This is a genomic window from Ralstonia sp. UBA689, from assembly GCF_002298975.1.
Classification (GTDB): Bacteria; Pseudomonadota; Gammaproteobacteria; order Burkholderiales; family Burkholderiaceae; genus Ralstonia.
Window position 1 is genome coordinate 173154 of the sequence record NZ_DBMV01000011.1, and the last position, 18359, is coordinate 191512.

At 65.1% G+C, this 18359-nt stretch carries 12 protein-coding genes; 8 read left to right on the plus strand and 4 right to left on the minus strand.

Going from position 1 to position 18359, the window contains the following annotated elements:
* The first annotated feature begins 41 nt into the window (after positions 1-41).
* The 4 genes from B4F51_RS06390 (at position 42) to B4F51_RS06405 (ending at position 8665) form a co-directional block, all read left to right on the plus strand.
* Positions 42-3179, plus strand: a complete 3138-nt coding sequence (locus B4F51_RS06390; protein ID WP_296224245.1) for an MdtB/MuxB family multidrug efflux RND transporter permease subunit — start codon at positions 42-44, stop codon at positions 3177-3179.
* Positions 3176-6289: a multidrug efflux RND transporter permease subunit gene (locus B4F51_RS06395; protein WP_296224246.1), complete on the plus strand. Its 3114-nt coding sequence runs from the start codon at positions 3176-3178 to the stop codon at positions 6287-6289. Before B4F51_RS06390 ends, B4F51_RS06395 begins: the two co-directional genes overlap by 4 nt.
* Before the next feature lies 1 nt (position 6290).
* Positions 6291-7823 carry an AdeC/AdeK/OprM family multidrug efflux complex outer membrane factor gene (locus tag B4F51_RS06400; protein ID WP_296224247.1) on the plus strand — a complete coding sequence of 511 codons (1533 nt, stop codon included), beginning with the start codon at positions 6291-6293 and terminating at the stop codon, positions 7821-7823.
* 278 nt (positions 7824-8101) lie between these two features.
* On the plus strand, positions 8102-8665 hold the full coding sequence (locus tag B4F51_RS06405; protein ID WP_296224248.1) for an acyloxyacyl hydrolase: 564 nt from the start codon (positions 8102-8104) through the stop codon (positions 8663-8665).
* Positions 8666-8739: 74 nt separating this feature from the next.
* On the opposite strand, the gene B4F51_RS06410 is transcribed toward B4F51_RS06405, so the two are convergent.
* Positions 8740-10086, minus strand: a complete 1347-nt coding sequence (locus B4F51_RS06410; protein ID WP_349676272.1) for a diguanylate cyclase domain-containing protein — start codon at positions 10084-10086, stop codon at positions 8740-8742.
* A 679-nt stretch (positions 10087-10765) separates the two neighbouring features.
* Between B4F51_RS06410 and B4F51_RS06415 the strand changes: the two genes are divergently transcribed.
* Complete coding sequence (locus B4F51_RS06415; protein WP_296224250.1) at positions 10766-11245, plus strand: hypothetical protein; 480 nt, start codon at positions 10766-10768, stop codon at positions 11243-11245.
* Positions 11246-11253: 8 nt separating this feature from the next.
* Here the strand turns inward: B4F51_RS06415 and B4F51_RS06420 are convergent, their stop codons facing one another.
* On the minus strand, positions 11254-11679 hold the full coding sequence (locus B4F51_RS06420; protein WP_296224251.1) for a GtrA family protein: 426 nt from the start codon (positions 11677-11679) through the stop codon (positions 11254-11256).
* Positions 11680-11848: 169 nt separating this feature from the next.
* Here B4F51_RS06420 and B4F51_RS06425 point away from each other — a divergent pair, with 169 nt between their 5' ends.
* On the plus strand, positions 11849-12754 hold the full coding sequence (locus B4F51_RS06425; protein ID WP_349676273.1) for a flagellar brake protein: 906 nt from the start codon (positions 11849-11851) through the stop codon (positions 12752-12754).
* Positions 12755-13010: 256 nt separating this feature from the next.
* Positions 13011-14393 (plus strand): bifunctional diguanylate cyclase/phosphodiesterase, encoded by a 1383-nt coding sequence (locus B4F51_RS06430; protein ID WP_296224253.1) that lies wholly within the window; start codon positions 13011-13013, stop codon positions 14391-14393.
* Positions 14394-14459: 66 nt separating this feature from the next.
* Here B4F51_RS06430 and B4F51_RS06435 read toward each other — a convergent pair whose 3' ends face one another.
* Positions 14460-16028 carry a methyl-accepting chemotaxis protein gene (locus B4F51_RS06435; protein WP_349676274.1) on the minus strand — a complete coding sequence of 523 codons (1569 nt, stop codon included), beginning with the start codon at positions 16026-16028 and terminating at the stop codon, positions 14460-14462.
* Between the two features lie 299 nt (positions 16029-16327).
* Here B4F51_RS06435 and B4F51_RS06440 point away from each other — a divergent pair, with 299 nt between their 5' ends.
* Positions 16328-16468: an entericidin A/B family lipoprotein gene (locus B4F51_RS06440; protein ID WP_296224255.1), complete on the plus strand. Its 141-nt coding sequence runs from the start codon at positions 16328-16330 to the stop codon at positions 16466-16468.
* A gap of 79 nt (positions 16469-16547) precedes the next feature.
* On the opposite strand, the gene B4F51_RS06445 is transcribed toward B4F51_RS06440, so the two are convergent.
* Complete coding sequence (locus tag B4F51_RS06445; protein ID WP_296224256.1) at positions 16548-18257, minus strand: phospholipase D family protein; 1710 nt, start codon at positions 18255-18257, stop codon at positions 16548-16550.
* Between the last annotated feature and the right edge of the window lie 102 nt (positions 18258-18359).

Below are 18359 nucleotides of genomic sequence, written 5' to 3' on the forward strand. Positions count from 1 at the left end.
GGCGCGCACCCGCCTGACGACGTCTTCCGTTCCGAGCTGGCATGAATCCCTCCCGAATCTTCATCCTCCGGCCCGTGGCGACCGCCCTGCTGATGGTCGCCATCCTGCTCTCGGGCCTGGTGGCGTACCGGATGCTGCCGCTCTCTGCGCTGCCCGAGGTCGACTACCCGACCATCCAGGTGACCACGCTGTACCCGGGCGCCAGCCCGGACGTGATGACGTCGTCCATCACCGCGCCGCTGGAACGCCAGTTCGGCCAGATGCCGGGCCTGAAGCAGATGACGTCGTCCAGCTCGGGCGGCGCTTCGGTGATCACGCTGCAGTTCGATCTGTCGCTGTCGCTCGACATTGCCGAGCAGGAAGTGCAGGCGGCCATCAACGCGGCCGGCAACCTGCTGCCGACCGACCTGCCGATGCCGCCGATCTACAGCAAGGTCAATCCGGCCGACGCGCCGATCCTGACGCTGGCGATCACGTCCAAGACGATGCCATTGCCCAAGCTGGAAGATCTGGTCGATACGCGCATCGCGCAAAAGCTTTCCCAACTGCCGGGCATCGGCCTGGTAAGCATCAGCGGTGGGCAGCGGCCGGCCGTGCGCATCCAGGCCAACACTTCGGCACTGGCGGCGCTGGGGCTGTCGATCGACGATATCCGCACCGCCATCGGCACGGCCAACGTGAACGGTGCCAAGGGCAGCTTCGACGGCCCGATGCGCGCGTCCACCATCGACGCCAACGACCAGCTTCGCTCCGCCGCCGAATACAGCAAGATGATCGTCGCCTACAAGAACGGCGCGCCCATCCGCCTGAGCGACGTGGCGCAGATCGTCGACGGCGCCGAGAACAGCAAGCTGGCCGCCTGGGCCAATACCACGCCCGCCATCATCCTGAACGTGCAGCGCCAGCCGGGCGCCAACGTGATCGAGGTGGTGGACCGTGCCAAGGCACTGCTGCCGCAACTGAAGGACACCCTGCCCGGCAACGTCGACGTAGCGCTGCTGACCGACCGCACCACCACCATCCGCGCATCCGTGTCCGACGTGCAGTTCGAACTGATGCTGGCCGTGGCGCTGGTGGTGATGGTGATCTTCCTGTTCCTGCGCAATGTGCCGGCCACCGTCATTCCAGCCGTGGCGGTGCCGCTATCGCTCGTGGGCACCTTCGGCGTGATGTACATGGCCGGATTCTCGATCAACAACCTGACGCTGATGGCGCTGACCATCGCCACCGGCTTCGTGGTGGACGACGCCATCGTCATGATCGAGAACATCGCCCGCTACATCGAAGACGGCGATCCGCCCATGGAGGCGGCGCTCAAGGGCTCCAAGCAGATCGGCTTCACCATCATCTCGCTCACGTTCTCGCTGATTGCCGTGCTGATCCCGCTGCTGTTCATGGGCGACGTGGTGGGGCGCCTCTTCCGTGAGTTCGCGATCACGCTGGCGGTGTCGATCCTGATCTCGGCGGTGGTGTCGCTCACGCTCACCCCGATGATGTGCGCACGCCTGCTCCGGCACATCCCCGAAGCGGAGCAGACGCGCTTCTATCACGCCGCGGGCGCGTTCTTCGACAACGTCATCGCGCACTACGGCCGCATGCTGCAGTGGGTGCTCGACCGCCAGAAGAGCACGCTGCTGGTGGCCATCGGCACGCTGGTGCTGACTGGCCTGCTGTACGTGGTTGTGCCCAAGGGCTTCTTCCCGGTGCAGGACACGGGCGTGATCCAGGGGATTTCCGATGCATCGCAGTCGATCTCGTTCTCGGCCATGGCCGAGCGCCAGCAGAAGTTGGCCGAGGTGGTGCTGAAAGACCCGGCGGTGGTGAGCCTGTCGTCATTCATTGGCGTGGATGGGACAAACACCACGCTCAACAGCGGCCGCATGCTGATCAACCTCAAGCCGAAGGACCAGCGCGACGCCGATGCCACCGAGATCATCCGCCGCCTGCAGCCGGAACTGGCCAAGGTGGCCGGCATCTCGCTATACATGCAGCCGGTACAGGACCTGACGATTGAAGACCGCGTCAGCCGCACGCAGTATCAGTTCACGGTGGAAGACCCGGACCCGAACAATCTATCGAAGTGGGTGCCAAGGCTGGTAGAACGCCTGCAGCAGACCAACGAACTGCGCGACGTGGCCAGCGATCTGCAAGACAACGGTCTGCGCGCCTACGTGCAGGTCGATCGCGACAAAGCCGCCGTGTATGGCATCACCATGGCGGCGGTCGACAGCGCGCTGTACAGCGCCTACGGTCAGCGCCTGGTGTCGACCATCTTCACGCAGTCGAATCAGTATCGCGTGGTGCTGGAGACCGACCCGAAAATGCAGCTCGGCCCCCATTCGCTGTACGACCTGCACGTGGCCTCCAGCAGCGGCCAGCAGGTGCCGCTGGGCGCCTTTGCAACGATCGTCGAGCGACCGGGCTCGCTGGTGGTGATTCATCAGGGGCAATTCCCGGCCTCAACCATCTCATTCAACCTGGCGCCCGGCGCGTCGTTGGGTGCGGCGGTCGACACCATCAACGCGGTCGAGCAGGAGATCGGCCTGCCCGCCAGCATGCAGACCAGTTTCCAGGGCGCGGCACTGGCCTTCCGCGCGTCGCTCTCCAATCAGTTGTGGCTGATCCTGGCCGCTGTCATCACGATGTACATCGTGCTGGGCGTGCTGTATGAAAGCACCATCCACCCGGTGACGATCCTTTCCACGCTGCCTTCGGCTGGTGTGGGCGCACTGCTGTCGCTGCTGGTCTCGGGCAAGGACATGGGCATCATTGCTATCATCGGGATCATCCTGCTGATCGGCATCGTCAAGAAGAACGCGATCATGATGATCGACTTCGCGCTGGAGGCCGAGCGCGAACAAGGCATGGCCCCGCGCGACGCCATCTATCAGGCGTGCCTGCTGCGCCTTCGCCCGATCCTGATGACGACCATGGCGGCGCTGCTGGGTGCGTTGCCGCTGATGCTCGGCACGGGCGTGGGCTCGGAGCTGCGCCAGCCGCTGGGGATCACGATGGTAGGCGGCCTGCTGGTCAGCCAGGTGCTGACGTTATTCACTACGCCGGTCATCTATCTGGCCTTCGACCGCCTGGGCTATCGCCTGCGTGACTGGCGCGCGCGCCGTGCTGGCAGACGGGGCCACGGCACCCCGGGTGCAGACCAACCCGGCAACCAGCCATGAACCTGTCAGCCACCTTCATCGCGCGGCCGGTTGCCACGGCGCTGCTGACCATTGGCGTAGCGCTGGCAGGCATGGCGGCATTCCGCCTGCTGCCGGTGTCGCCGCTGCCGCAGGTGGACTTTCCGACCATCTCGGTCAGCGCCTCGCTGCCCGGCGCCAGCCCCGAGACCATGGCGGCGACCGTGGCCACGCCGCTGGAGCGCTCGCTTGGCCGCATTGCGGGCATCACGGAGATGACGTCGTCCAGCTCGCTGGGCTCGTCGCGCATCACGCTGCAGTTTGATCTGTCGCGCGACATCGACGGCGCGGCGCGCGATGTGCAGGCCGCCATCAACGCCTCGCGCAGCCTGCTGCCGTCGGGCCTGCCGAGCAACCCGACCTACCGCAAGGTGAACCCGGCAGATGCCCCGATCATGATCCTGGGGCTCACCTCCGACACCATGTCACGTGGCGAGCTGTACGACGCCGCGTCGACCATCCTCGCGCAAAAGCTGTCGCAGATCTCGGGGGTGGGTCAGGTGAACATTGGCGGCGCGTCGCTGCCGGCCGTGCGCGTCGAACTGAACCCGACAGCGCTGAACAAGTACGGCATCTCGATGGAGACCGTGCGCGGCGTGATCACCGCCACCAACGCCAACAAGCCCAAGGGCATGCTGGAATCCGGCGACCGCGTGTGGACCATCTACGCCAACGACCAGGCCAAGAAGGCGCTGGAGTACAAACCGCTCATCATCGCCTGGCGCAACGGGGCGCCGGTGCGGCTGTCCGATGTGGCGGAAGTCACCGACGGCGTGCAGGACATCCGCAATTACGGTTCGGCCAACGGCAAGGCCTCAGTGCTGCTGATCATCAGCCGGCAGCCGGGCGCCAACATCATCGACACCGTCGACCGCATCAACGACGTCCTGCCCTACCTGCGCAACACCATTCCCGCCCAGATCAACCTGGACGTGATGATGGACCGCACGCCCACCATTCGTGCGTCGCTCAAAGATGTGGAGCGCACGCTGGTGCTGTCCATCGCGCTGGTGATCATGGTGGTGTTCCTGTTCCTGCGCAACGTGCGGGCCACGCTCATCCCCAGCGTGGCGGTGCCGGTGTCGCTCATCGGCACGTTCGGGGTGATGTACCTGTGCGGCTACAGCCTCGACAACCTTTCTCTGATGGCACTGACCGTTGCCACCGGCTTCGTGGTCGACGATGCCATCGTGGTGCTGGAAAACGTCTCGCGCCACATCGAGAATGGCATGCGCCCGATGCAGGCGGCGCTCAAGGGCGCACGCGAGGTGGGCTTCACGGTGGTGTCGATGAGCTTCTCGCTCATTGCGGTATTTATTCCGCTGCTGATGATGGGCGGCATCGTCGGGCGGCTGTTCCGCGAGTTTGCGGTGACGCTGTCGGTGGCCATCCTGGTGTCGCTGGTGGTGTCGCTCACCACCACGCCGATGATGTGCGCGCGCCTGCTCAAGCCCGCCGCCGAAGAGGAGCACAGCTGGTTCCACCGCAAGACCGAGGGCTTCTTCAACTGGCTGCTCGATGGCTACCGCTATTCGCTGGCTTGGGCATTGCGGCATAGCTGGCTGACGATGCTGATCTTGTTTGCCACGATCTGCCTGAACGTCTATCTCTATGCGGTGGTGCCCAAGGGCTTCTTCCCGCAGCAGGACACCGGCCGCGTAATCGGCAACATCCAGGCAGACCAGGCCATCTCCTTCCAGGCCATGCGCACCAAGCTGACGGACTTCATCCATATCATCCAGCAGGATCCGGCTGTGGAGAACGTGGTCGGCTTCACGGGCGGCAGCCAGCGCAACAGTGGCTTCATGTTCATCCAGCTCAAACCGCTGGCCCAACGCAAGCTCTCAGCCGACCAGGTCATCAACCGGCTGCGCGGCAAGCTGGTACAGGAGCCGGGCGCGAGCCTGTTCCTGCAGTCGGTGCAGGACATCCGTGTGGGCGGCCGCGCCAGCAACGCGCAATACCAGTACACGCTGCAGGCCGACAACCTGGATGAACTGCGCGCCTGGGAGCCCAAGATCAAGCAGGCGCTCACGCAGGTAAAGTCACTGGTGGACGTCAACACCGACGCGCAGGACAAGGGCCTGCAGACCTCGCTCGTATTCGACCGCGACAAGGCCAAGTCGCTGGGCATCAACCCGGCCGACATCGACAACGCGCTCAATAACGCCTTCGGCCAGCGCCAGGTGTCGACCATCTACAACCCGCTCAACCAGTATCGGGTGGTGATGGAAGCCGCGCCGCAGTATTGGCAGAACCCAGAGGGCCTACGCGACATCTACGTCGTCACATCGGCCGGTGCGCAGGTGCCGCTGTCCACGTTCTCGCACTACGAGCCGACCAACACGGCGCTGGCGGTCAATCATCAGGGCCAGTTCGCAGCGAGCACGATCTCGTTCAACCTTGCACCGGGCGCGTCGCTGTCGGGCGCCACGCGAGACATCCAGGACGCCATGAACCGCATTGGCGTGCCGACCAGCGTGCACGGCGCCTTCCAGGGCACGGCCAAGGCGTTCCAGGATTCGCTCTCCAGCCAACCGGTGCTGATCCTCTTCGCGCTCATCACCATCTACATCGTGCTGGGCGTGCTGTATGAGAGCTATGTGCACCCGATCACGATCCTGTCGACGCTGCCGTCGGCGGGTGTCGGGGCGCTGCTGGCGCTGATCATCACGGACACGGACTTCTCGATCATCGCGCTGATCGGCGTGATCCTGCTGATCGGCATCGTCAAGAAGAACGCGATCATGATGATCGACTTCGCGCTGGAGGCCGAGCGTAGCCAGGGCATGAGCCCGGCGGATGCGATCTTCCACGCTTGCGTGCTGCGCTTCCGGCCGATCCTGATGACGACGATGGCAGCGCTGCTGGGCGCCCTGCCCCTGGCGCTCGGCCGTGGCGACGGCGCCGAGCTGCGCACGCCACTGGGCATATCCATCGTCGGCGGGCTGCTGGTCAGCCAGATCCTGACGCTCTACACCACGCCGGTGGTCTACCTGGCGCTCGACCGCCTGCGCCTGCGTCGTGCTGGCCGCAGCAAGGACACGCCCTTACCTCCGTTGGACTCCGCTTTGGATTCGCAAGGAACCTGATATGAAAAGAGGCGCCCAAGCCCCTCGCATTCAACGTCTGCTGCCGAGCCTGCTCGCGCTGGCGGCCTGCGCGCTCGTCACCGCCTGCGCGGTCGGCCCCAACTACAAACGCCCCGCCACCGAAGTGCCGCAGCAGTACAAGGAAGCCGGCGACTGGAAGGTCGCCAACCCCAGCGATGCCATGGCCCGCGGCAAGTGGTGGGAGATCTTCAACGATCCGCAACTCAACGCGCTGGAAGACCAGGTGGCCGCCGCCAACCAGAACATCCTGGTGGCCGAGGCACAGTACCGCCAGGCGCAGGCGCTGGTGCAATCGGCGCGTGCGCAGTTCTTTCCGACGCTGGGCGCCAATGCCTCGGCCACGCGCAGCCGCTCGGTGCGCACCACCGTCAACCCCGATGGCAGCCTGTCGGTCGGCAACCCCAGCCTGACCAACGCGCAGAGCCTGTCGCTCGACGCAAGCTGGGAGCTGGACCTGTGGGGCGGCATCCGCCGCAACGTGGAGTCCAACAAGGCCAGCGCCGAGGCCAGTGCGCGCGATCTGGCCTCGGCGCTGCTCTCGGCCCAGGCGACGCTTGCGCAGGATTATTTTCAGTTGCTGGTCACGGATACCCAGAAGGCCGTTCTGCAACGCACGGTGGCCGACTACGAGCGCTTCCTGAAACTCACCGAGAACCAGTACGCGGTGGGGGTGGCGCAGCGCTCCGACGTGCTGACTGCGCAAACGCAGCTCAAGCAGGCGCAGGCACAGCTACTGGACACCGAGGTCACGCGAGCCCAGCTCGAACATGCCATCGCGGTGCTGATCGGCAAGCCGCCGGCAGAGTTCTCCATCGCGCCGACGACGGCGTCCAATGTGTACGAACTGCCGACGCTGCCGGACATCCCGCTGGGGATTCCGTCGTCGGTGCTGGAACGCCGCCCCGACGTGGCCGCCGCCGAGCGCCGCATGGCCGCCACCAACGCACAGATCGGCGTGGCCAAGGCCGCGTACTTCCCGACCTTCACGCTGGGCGCCTCGGTTGGGCTGACGGCCAACACGCTCTCGCACCTGGCGACGCTGCCCAGCCGCATCTGGTCGATTGGCCCGACGCTCGCCGCCACGCTGTTCGACGGTGGCGCGCGATCGGCGGCCGTGGACAAGGCTGGTGCCGCCTACGATGCGTCGGTCGCCACGTATCGGCAAACGGTGCTCGGCGCCTTCCAGGATGTCGAGGACAACCTTGCCGCCCTGCGTTGGCAGTCAAAAGAATTCGATGTGCAAGCCGACGCCGTCAAGGCCGCCCAGGAAGCCGCGCAGCTCGATCTGAACCGCTACCGCGCGGGCACGATCAGCTTCCTGGAAGTGATCACCGCGCAGGCGACGGCCTACACCGCCGAGCGCACGCTGCTCACGCTGCAGGGTAAGCAATATTCGGCAGCGGTGCTGCTGGTCAAGGCACTGGGCGGTGGCTGGCACGGCGAGGTGCCGGTGGTGGGCCCAGTGGCCAGCCAGGCTGCGCAGCAACCGACGTCCGCTCCTTCCGTGCAATAGCCGCAGTCTTGCCGGCGCCTGACATTTCGCCGCCGGCAATGCCGCCTTGCGCGTATGGCCGCACGCAGTCCGATCGTTCCCCCTATAATCGACGGAATTTGTCTCAGGCTGCCCTGATCGCCCAGGCGCGCAACTTGCGCAGGAGGATGCCTCGCAAGCCACCGCCCGGCGCCATCCCGACCGTCTGTTTGTTTGCCGCCATGTCCGCCGCGCGCGTGGCCGGCCGCCGTTGATGCCGTGAATCGCGCGCGCTGCCCAACTGATTCAGCCTCTCTCTGATGATCCGATCCGCGTTCCCCCGTTCCGCCAAGCTGCTGGCCGCCACACTGGGTGCCGCTGCGCTCTTCGCCGCCTTGCCCGCTCAAGCCGATCCGTCCGTCCGCGTCATCTACGGCCGTGATGGCAAACACGGCATTGACAAGTACGGCGTGGATCTCGATTTCGATTCCGGCTTCCACTGGGGCAACCCGGAAGGCTGGTTCGTGAACCTCGATTGGGAAGTGGCGCTGGGCCAGTGGCGCTCGACCTCGGGCACCAACCGCCAGAACCTGACCGAATTCGGCGTGACGCCGCTGTTCCGCATCGAAAAGCGCGGTAGCTCCTGGGTACCGTTCGTGGAAGTCGGCATCGGCCCGCGCCTGCTGTCGCACACCCGCACGTCGGATGAGCATAACTTCAGCACAGCCTTCCAGTTCTCCGACATGGTCGGTGTAGGCGTGGCCTTCGGCAGCAAGCAGCAGTTCCAGGTCGGCTACCGCTTCGAACACGTGTCGAACGCATCGATCAAGCGCCCGAACCCGGGTACGGACCTGAACGAGCTGTACCTCCGCTATACGTTCTGAACGTTCCAGCTTCTCAGCCAGACGGCCTGCCCTTGCGGCGGGCCGTTTTGTTTGGTGCCCCGATCGGCGCCGGTTCAGCGCGCGTCGGCTTCGCCGTCGAGATCGCGGTCACGCGAGCGCATGCTCATCAGCCGCTCGTAGTTGAGCGAGGCATGAAAGCCGAAGCCGTTGCCGCCGGCGCGCTTGACTTCGTACATGGCGGCATCCGCATTGCGGATCAGCGTCTGGGCGTCTCGCCCGTCGGCGGGGTACAGTGCCACGCCCGCGCTCACGCCCATCGAGAGCACATGGCCCTCCACACGGAACGGGGTCTGTAGCTGATCGATCAGGCGCTCGATGGTCTGCTCCACGTCTGCGCGCGTAGCACAGTGCGTGAGCACGGCAACAAACTCATCGCCACCCAGACGCGCCACCGTGTCGGATGCGCGCAAGCCGCTGCGCAGACGCATGGCCGTGGCCTTGAGAACGAGGTCGCCCACCGCATGACCGTATTCGTCGTTAACAGGCTTGAAGCGATCGAGATCGATGAAGACGACGGCCACCTGGCTGCGCGCACGCCGAGCAGCCTGAATGGCAATGAACAGGCGGTCGCGCAGCAGGCGCGCGTTGGGCAGGTCGGTCAGCGGGTCATGCAGCGCGAGGTGATGCGCCTGGTCAAGCATGGCGCGCCGCTTGGTCACGTCGAGCAGCGTACCGCTCACGCGCGTGGCCACGCCGAAAGCATCGCGCTCGGTCACGCGGCCGCGCGCGGCAATCCAGATCCACTGGCCATGGCGCGCACGCATGCGCTGTTCGACCTCGAAGCTGTCGACATCGCCGCGCAGGTGGCGGTAGATACGGCGGGCGCTCACTGCGGCATCCTGCGGGTGCACCATGGCAAACCACGCATCCGGGTCGTTGGACAAGTCGTCAGGCTGATAGCCGAGCATGTCGGCCGTGCGGCGGTTGAACGACACGTGCCGCGCGCGCGTCGACCAATCGAAGGTGCCGAGCCCCGCGCCATCCAGCACGTAGGCCAGCCGCTGCTCCGACGCGCGCAGTGATTCGAGCGCAAGGCGTCGCGCCGTTACGTCCTGCACCTGCACGATGAGGTGCTTGTGCTCACCGCTGTCTTCATGCGCCAAGGCCAGGTCGGCCTGTACCCACACGGTGCTGCCATCCTGACGCACGAACCGCGTTTCCAGCGACAGCGCTTCGCGCTCGCCTGCGAGCAGCGCGTCGACGCCATCGCGCGCGCGTTTAGTGTGATCGGGGTGACAAAGGTCGAAGAGACCGCGTGCACGCAACGCCTGCGCTTCGTGCCCCGTCAGCGCGCACAGCGCACGGTTCACATCAAGGAAGCGACCCTCCGGCGCGCACAGGCCGATCCCTATCGGCGAATGTTCGATCGCAGCCTTGTACAAGTGGTGGTCCTCAAGCATGGCGATGCAGTTTCGCGAACGCGGCAGTCCCGGGGAGGGGTGGCTGGTGTGGTGACGGCCATCTCTCCCCAGGTGCCCAACGGCGCAATGGTTTGCGTTGGGTGGGAGGGCGGTCGGCGTGTGTCCCCGTAACCGGTCTTGTGGTCTGCCGCTCGACTGACAGTGGGCCGGCAGCAGCACGGCAGACTGGGCCGTGCGCGTTGCATGCGCACGAATCGAGGCGGACTATAGAAGCCGCTGGTTAACGGGGCAATCCCTTCCCGCGAGGGGACACGGACCGGATGCTCCCTCGGCCCCCTCCCGCTCGAAGTCGACGCGAAGGAAACGCGCCCCGCGTCATTCCCGTCAGCGTTTGTCGCTGCCGATTGTCGGCAGCCGCCCAGCCTCGCTGGACATCGGGCAACTGTACACCTGTGTCTGCACCCCGGCAGCTAACCATTCGGCTAGGTCAAAAGGATGCGGCATGAAGCGCATACGTTTGCCTGATGCACAAACGGATATCTGCACGTTGTGGATACCCGACCCCCGAACCACCTTTGCGCGATCATCCAGAAGATCGAGAAACGCACCAGTCAGGGCCGGGCTCCATTACTATTCTTGAATATCGCTTCGGGGGGGCGAATCAACACGGCGAACCGCCGTGCGTCCGCGCGGGCGCACGCGGCAAGTGGGAGGTCGCATGGAATTGAGTTTTATCGCCCCCGGCACGCAAACGCACCGCTATGCCCTGAAGTTGACGGGCCTGCCCGAACTGCCTGAAGGCAACGAGCCGATCGATCCGGTCTGGATCGACGACGCCCTGACCGCTGCCCTGCGTGTGTTTGACGCGCACCGCGTGCACTTTGCCGACGCCTACTTCGCCTACCGCGCGCGCGTTGCAGCGCAGCATCCGTCACGTGCGGCAAACGCTACCCCGCCCACGCGCGTTGCGGGCGACCTGCACGACGACACGCCGCTGCTTGCGGATACGTTTGCGATTGCGCAGCTTGCCGCACTTGTCTCGCTGGAGGCCGCCGGCATGGCCGATATCATCGACGTGCGGCTGGTCGTCGAGCGCCTGCGCGATGGCAGCCCGACGCCGCCCACCGACAACATCGGCGATATGACCTTCTCCGGCGAAACCACGCCCGGCCTGCGCCGCTCGGTCAGCCGACACTAGCCCAGGCGTCAGCCATTGCGCGCCCCCAGGGACGCCGCATCGCGGAAGGTCCAACGCCGGTGCACCAGGAAGTTGAACATGGCTGTCGTGGCCGAGGCGAACATCTGCGCAACCAGGTAGTACAGCCCGAGCGCCAAGCCGATGGCCATGATGGTTGCGTTGCACCCCAGCGCCAGGAACGCCACCACGCCAAAACGCACCATCGCGCCGAGGTGCCCGCGTGTGCTGTTGAACACGGCCTGCCGGCTGATGAAGTAGTTGAGCGTGGCGCCAATCACGCTGCCAGCCACCGACGCACGCCACGGCGACACCCCCACCTGCACCAGCCCGAACAACACAGCATAGTGCGCGAGCGTGGCGCCACTGCCAATCACGACATAGCGCGCAAACTGGTCTGCCAGCGCCCAGAAGCGCCTTTTGGGATGGGTTCTCACACTACGCCTGCCTTGGTGAATCCAAACTTCATCCAAACTCGCACCGGGCCATCGCTGCAACATGCGCAATGGCCGTGCCAGCCGCGCCCCGACAGAACTTCTTAAAGTTGTGTGACATTTAGCCGTATAAAGACGTGAAGCCACGCGCGGGTGCGGGGGCCCCATTGCCATGCTCGAACTTCAACCTCTCGATATTCCGCTTGCAATCCCCCTGCCGTGGCCAATGCTGGACGCCGACGGGCAACTGCTCATCCCCAAGGGCGATGTCATCCACTCGCCGGAGGAGATCGATCTGCTGTTCGCCCTGCACCGGCCGCATCGCCAGACCGACGGTGCGCCAGCTACCACGCCCGCCTTCGCCAACACGCAGTTCCCGAATACGCAGTTGCCCGACACGGGTGACGAGCAAGAAGGCGAGCGCTCCATCGCCATGGAGTTGCTGGGCTTGCGCCCGGGCGGCACGCTCACCGTGCGCCTGACCGCCGGCGCGGGCCAGAGCAAGGGCGCCGCTCGCGTGATCGGCTACAGCCCACAGCGCCACCTGCTCATCACCATGCCCAACGACAGCGGCCGCTCGGTCATGCCGGTCAAGGACGAGCTGCTGGAAATCCACGCGTTCTCGGGCGAAGGCATTGCCAGTTTCGAATGCACGGTGATGGCCGTGTGCCGCTTGCCGTTTGAATACGTCGTGCTGTCGCCGCCGCGCAGGATCAAGAGCCGCACGCTGCGCAAATCGCTGCGCGTACGCACCAATGTGGTCGGCAAGATGCTGGTGAGCGGCGAGCCGCCACGCATGATCCACATCTCCGACATCAGCACCTCCGGGGCATCGTTCCGCTGCTCGCACCGGCTGAAGGTCAGCGGTGCACCCGCACGCCTGCGTTTTCGCGTAAAGACACGCGACTACCACTCGGAACTGGTGGCCGCAGCGCTCATCCGCAGCGAGAAGCCGGCCGACCTGCCCAACACTTACCAATACGGTGTGGAGTTCATCGAACTGGTAGCCGCACAGAAGATGCTGCTGCAGTGCTTCATCTACGAGCAATTGCTGTGGGGCGGTCAACGTATGGTGTAGGCCATGACGCCACACCGGCAGTTGAGCACCTGAAAACTGCGCAATCAATATGAATTACTTTTTTATCTGACTTAATCAGATCCGAATTCAAAAAACACCCGTACGATTCCCGCGACAGCGCACCGAGAATCGGCCACCCGGGCGGAGTTTCGGCTTATGATGCCCACAGGCTCCGCGTGACAAATCGACACAATCGATGACACAAGCGAGCCGACGCATTTCCGTTTCAAAGCTATTTGCAGGACGATCTCCATTGATGAGTCGCGCAACATCTGTCGCGCCACCGGGTCTAGACCCCATTTCTGGATTGCCGGACCGTGAACGATTCGTCCATCTGCTGGCAGCGATGCCGCCCCCTGCCCGATCGGGCGGCACTGGCGCGTTGCTGCTGATCGGCTTCGATCATTTTGCCGAGGCGACCACCACGCTGGGGCCGTTGGCCGCAAGTGCGGTCCTTGTCGAATGTGCGACGCGGCTCAAGGCGCTGTGCGCGCCCGACACGCAAGGCGTCGCCCCCATCATCGGACGGGTGGGCCAGGAAACTTTTGCGATTGCCTCGGCTGAATTCGCCTCCGCACAGGCAGTGCACGACCTGGCACGGCGAATCTCCACCGCGCTCACGCGCCCCTTCATCGCGCAAGGCTATGAGCTGGTCTGCTCCTGCAGCATCGGCATGACCTTGTTCGAGAACACGCCGGCCGAAGCCGCGCGGCTGATCGAACAGGCCGACCGCGCGCTCTACCACGTCCAGCACGGCCGCGAGCCAAGCCCCGCGCTGTACGCGCCGGCTGCCACGGCAAACGATCCCGTGGCCGAACACCCGCGCCTGGCGGCCCAGTTGCGCCACGCGCTGGCGCGCCGCCAGTTCAGCCTGAACCTGCAGCCGCAACTGAGCCTGGCCGATGGCAGGATCGTCGGCTATGAATTCCTGCTGCGCTGGATTTCGCCCGAACTGGGCGGTGTGGCGCCGGCCGATTTCCTGCCGATCCTGGAGCAGACCGGCGACATCCGCGAGGTGGGCCGCTGGGTGCTCGACAACGCTGCGCAGATGCTGGCCGGCCTGCAGCGCGAAGAATCCGAACGTGCAGGACGCGGCGACGCCCGACGTCAATCCGGCGTGCATGCGGCGGTCAATCTGTCGATCACGCAACTGCTCGACCCACGCTTGAGCGACGTCGTACGCGACATTGCCGCACGCCATGCGGTGCCGACCGACCGCCTGGTGTTCGAAATCTCGGAGCACACGCTGCATCGTGCCGATAGTGCGGGGCAGCCAGCCGTAGAGGCGCTGCATGCGTGCGGCGCACGCGTGGCAGTGGAAGATTTTGGCGCCACCCCATACAGCCTCGATTACCTGGAGACGTTCCGCCCCGATCAGGTCAAGCTCGATCAGGGCGTGGTCAGTGCCGTGGCCGACACGCATGATCGGGGCACGCTGCAACGCCTGGTGACCGCCGCACATGCCGCCGGTGTACCGGTCACGGCCACGCGCGTGGAAACTGCCGCCCAGCTTCAGGCGCTGCGCGCATGCCGCTGCGACGTGATCCAGGGCTACCTGCTGTCGCAGCCTTTTCCCGTGCGCTGGATCGACGACACACAAGGCGTGATTGCCGAACGCGCACGCGACCTGATGCCTTGAACGCCAAGACAGCGACAACGCCCTTCCGCGCGAACGGAAGGGCGTTGTTGTCGATGTGCGTATCGCTTATGCGTGTTCGACCCGGAACACCGCCACCGCGCCGCGCAGCGCCTCGGCCTGCTCCTCCAGCGATTCCGCCGCGGCTGCGGCCTGCTCGACCAGCGCGGCGTTCTGCTGCGTCACCTGGTCCATCTGCGTGACGGCCTGGTTGACCTGCTCGATGCCGCTGCTCTGCTCTTCCGACGCGGCGCTGATCTCGCCCATGATGTCAGTCACGCGCTTGACGGCAACCACCACTTCCTCGATCACGGAGCCGGCTTCCGCCACCAGCGTCGAGCCGTTCTGCACCCGGCCCACCGAATCGCCGATCAACTCCTTGATCTCCTTGGCCGCCGTGGCCGAACGTTGCGCCAGGCTGCGCACCTCGCCCGCCACCACGGCAAAGCCACGGCCTTGCTCGCCGGCGCGAGCGGCTTCCACGGCGGCGTTGAGCGCCAGGATGTTGGTCTGGAAGGCTATGCCCTCGATCACACCGATGATGTCGGCAATCTTGCGGCTGCTCTCGTTGATGCCGGCCATGGTCTCCACCACGCGGCCCACAACTTCTCCGCCCTTGACGGCAATGTCCGACGCGTTGACCGCCAGCGTGCTGGCCTGACGCGCGTTGTCGGCGTTCTGCTTCACGATGCTGGTCAGCTCTTCCATGCTCGACGCGGTCTCTTCCAGCGAGCTGGCTTGCTGCTCCGTACGCTGAGACAGATCCGCATTGCCGGCGGCAATCTGCTTGGTGGCGCTGGCGATCGAATCCGACCCCGTGCGCACCTGGCCAATGATCCGCTGCAGGCTCGCCTGCATCGATGCCACGGCATGCATGAGGCGCGCGGTTTCATCACGGCGGCCAGCGGCGGTGCGCCCTTCCATGCGCGTTGCGAGATCGCCCGATGCCATGCGCTCGAACACCTGGATGGCGCGCTCCAGCGGCTTGACCACGGTGCGGCCGAGCACGCCGCGCGCCACCACCGACAGCACCAGCGCGGCGGCCAGCAGGCCACCCGTGATCCAGATGCTCATGGCGTAGCGCGATTGCGAATTGTCGAAGCGCGCCTGCCCGTATTTGAAGCGTGACCCGACCAGCGGCCCGAGCGCGGTGTCGTAGTCGACAAAAAGCTTCGGCACCTGGGTCGTGTTCAGGTCACGGTAGGTGGTCAGGTCGCTGCGCTCGAGCGCGGCAATGGCCGGCTCCAGCGCCGTCTTGACGAACTTGGTGCGAGCGGCATCGGCGGCCTGCAACTGCACGCGATCGGCCTCGGGAATCGGCAACTTCATGAACTGGGCCCACGCGTCATTGGCCGTGTTGACCATGGTGTGCGCATCCGCCAGCAGCTTCTTGAGTTCTTCCGGCGATGACACCGAATCGAAATTGGTCAGGTGAATGCGCGCCCACAGCAGGTTGATGGTGTCCTTCGCCAGCAGGTCCAGCCCCTTGGCATCTTCGAGGTATACCGCGCGCAAATCGGCATTCGTCGCACGGCCGGTGACGATGCCCGCCGCCCCCACCACCGCGATCATCACGGCAAACGCCGCGACCAGAACCGTCAGCCGCGTCCGAATGCTCGTATCCATCCACTTCCACATAGATCCTTCCCCAGTATGGTTGGCCGTCTGGCACTCTGTATTTGCTTGAGCGCCCCGCTCATCCGGCATCCGTTTTTCTCCCAAAAGGTGCTAACGGCAGAGTGCGGCCGAAGTAGAGGCCCACCCCACGAATGTCTGGAATCCACCGCAAGTGATGTGCAAGACTGCGCAAAGGCGCCCAATGCACAGCCGCCCCCCGCGTGCGCGGCGTGGCACTAAAATGTGATTTACGCCACCGCTTCTGGTGGGTAATCAAGCAAAACCGTGCGGAATACCGCACTGCTCTCAAGGGAACCGAAATGAAGAAACTGATTGCACTGTTGGCCCTGGGCTGCGTTGTCCTGGCCGGTTGCAACACGATGGCAGGCATGGGCAAGGACATCCAGTCCGGTGGCCAGAAGCTGGAAAACGCTGCCGATAACACCAAGCAGAAGATGTAATGCAGGCATGGTTTGGGCGATTGCCCAGACTGATTTGAAAAACGCCGCGCCCTGCGGCGTTCTTTCTTTGTGGGGCAAGCTACAGCAGCTCTTCGGGCGTGAACGGCGCCAGCATCTGGATCCATACGCGCCGGCCCAGGTTCACGTCCGGCTCGTGGTTAACGACGACCGCCTTGCCGTTCTCGTACGTAGTCCACCGCAGTTGGCCGTCCGTCTTGGTGACGTGATAGGTGCCGCTCCAGATCGAGTCGTCAAACAGCCGCGCCACCGCCTGGGACAGGGCCGCGCTGCGAATGATCAGCCCAGTTTCGGTATTCAGCCCGACCGAACGCGGGTCCACGTTCATCGAGCCGACAAACAGCGTGCTCCGATCGATGATGATCGCCTTCACATGCAGGCTCGCCTGCGCCGAGCGGAACGTGCCGAACATCTTCGGCCGATCACCCAAGGTAGGGCGCAGTTCATACAGCTCGACGCCGTCGTCCAGCAGCGCACTGCGGTATTTGGCATAGCCAACGTGCACGATGGGCGCATCGGTGGCCGCCAGCGAGTTGGTCAGCACGCGCAGGCGCACACCCCGCTCCTGCAAGCCCTTGACCACCGCCATGCCGCGCTGCCCCGGCACGAAGTACGGCGAGATCAGGATGACCTCGCGCTGAGACTGCTCGATCTCGTGCAGCAACGTGCGGGCGACGCGCTCTCCGCCGGGTGCCACGTCGTCGCCGGAAACCTTGGCCGGGCGGTCGACGATCACGCGCGCCGGTGCCCACTCGAGCTGCAGGCGGTTGCGGGCAATCTGATCCGCCAGAAACCAGTCGCGTGCGGCGGGGCGCAAAGGTAACGGGTCTATCGGGGTGGGAGCGGCCTGATCGGTCAGCTTGTGCTCGGGCTCCTGCGAGCTCGATGCCGCAGCCATGTCGATGGGCTGTGTGGGCACCTCGATATGCTGGGGCGGCTCTGCCGGGCGACCCGGCGGCGCCACTGGCGGCGGATAGTTGCCCTCCTTCTGCTCAGGCGGATGCGCGCGGCTGGGTTCGGGTGCCAGCGCCTGGACGGGATAGGCGAACTCGCTGTTCCAGTACGTATCGAACGCCGCCGACAGTTGCCGCACCGCGGGCCCTGCCGTCAGCACGTCCAGATCGACAAAGTTGGTGGTCTTGTCCTGCGTGAAGTATTCCGCGCCCAGGTTGCGACCACCGGTGACGGCCAGCGCGTTGTCGGCGATGAACGCCTTGTTGTGCATGCGCCGGTTGACGCGGCGGAACTCGGCGGCACCGCTCAGGTAGCGCGTCAGGTTCGACATGCGCCCTCCCGGAAACGGATTGAACAGCCGCACGTCGATGTTCTTGTGCGACGCGAACCTGAGAAACGCCAGGTCACGCGCGTCGCTGTGCAGGTCGTCAACCAGCACGCGCACACGTACGCCGCGCTCTGCGGCGGCGCGCACGTGGCGCATCAGCTCACGCACGGCGTTGTCGCTCCCGATGATGAAATACTGCAGGTCGAGCGTGCGCTCTGCGCGGTCGGCCAGCGTGAGCAAGGTGGCATAGGCCTCAGCGCCCGAGGGGATCAGCCGGAAGCCGGAAACCTCGCCGGACGGTGCATTCGACCGCGCCAGGCGCCCAAGCGAAGTGGCGGCCTCTGCCGCTTCTGAGATAGGCAGCGCCGTCGTGACCGGCCGCTCCACATGTTCGGGTAAACCGGCGCAGGCGGCCAGCAGCACTGGAGCCAAGCTGGCCAGCCATGTGCGAAGGTGCGTACTCGGGAGGATATGCGGGGAGCGCTGCATGATCGTTTGTCGTGTCTTGCTGCCGTGGGTCGACAGGACTTCAACCGCACTCCAGCACGCCGCGTGCCACGTACCACGTCGCCCGGCTCTGGCCAGACGATG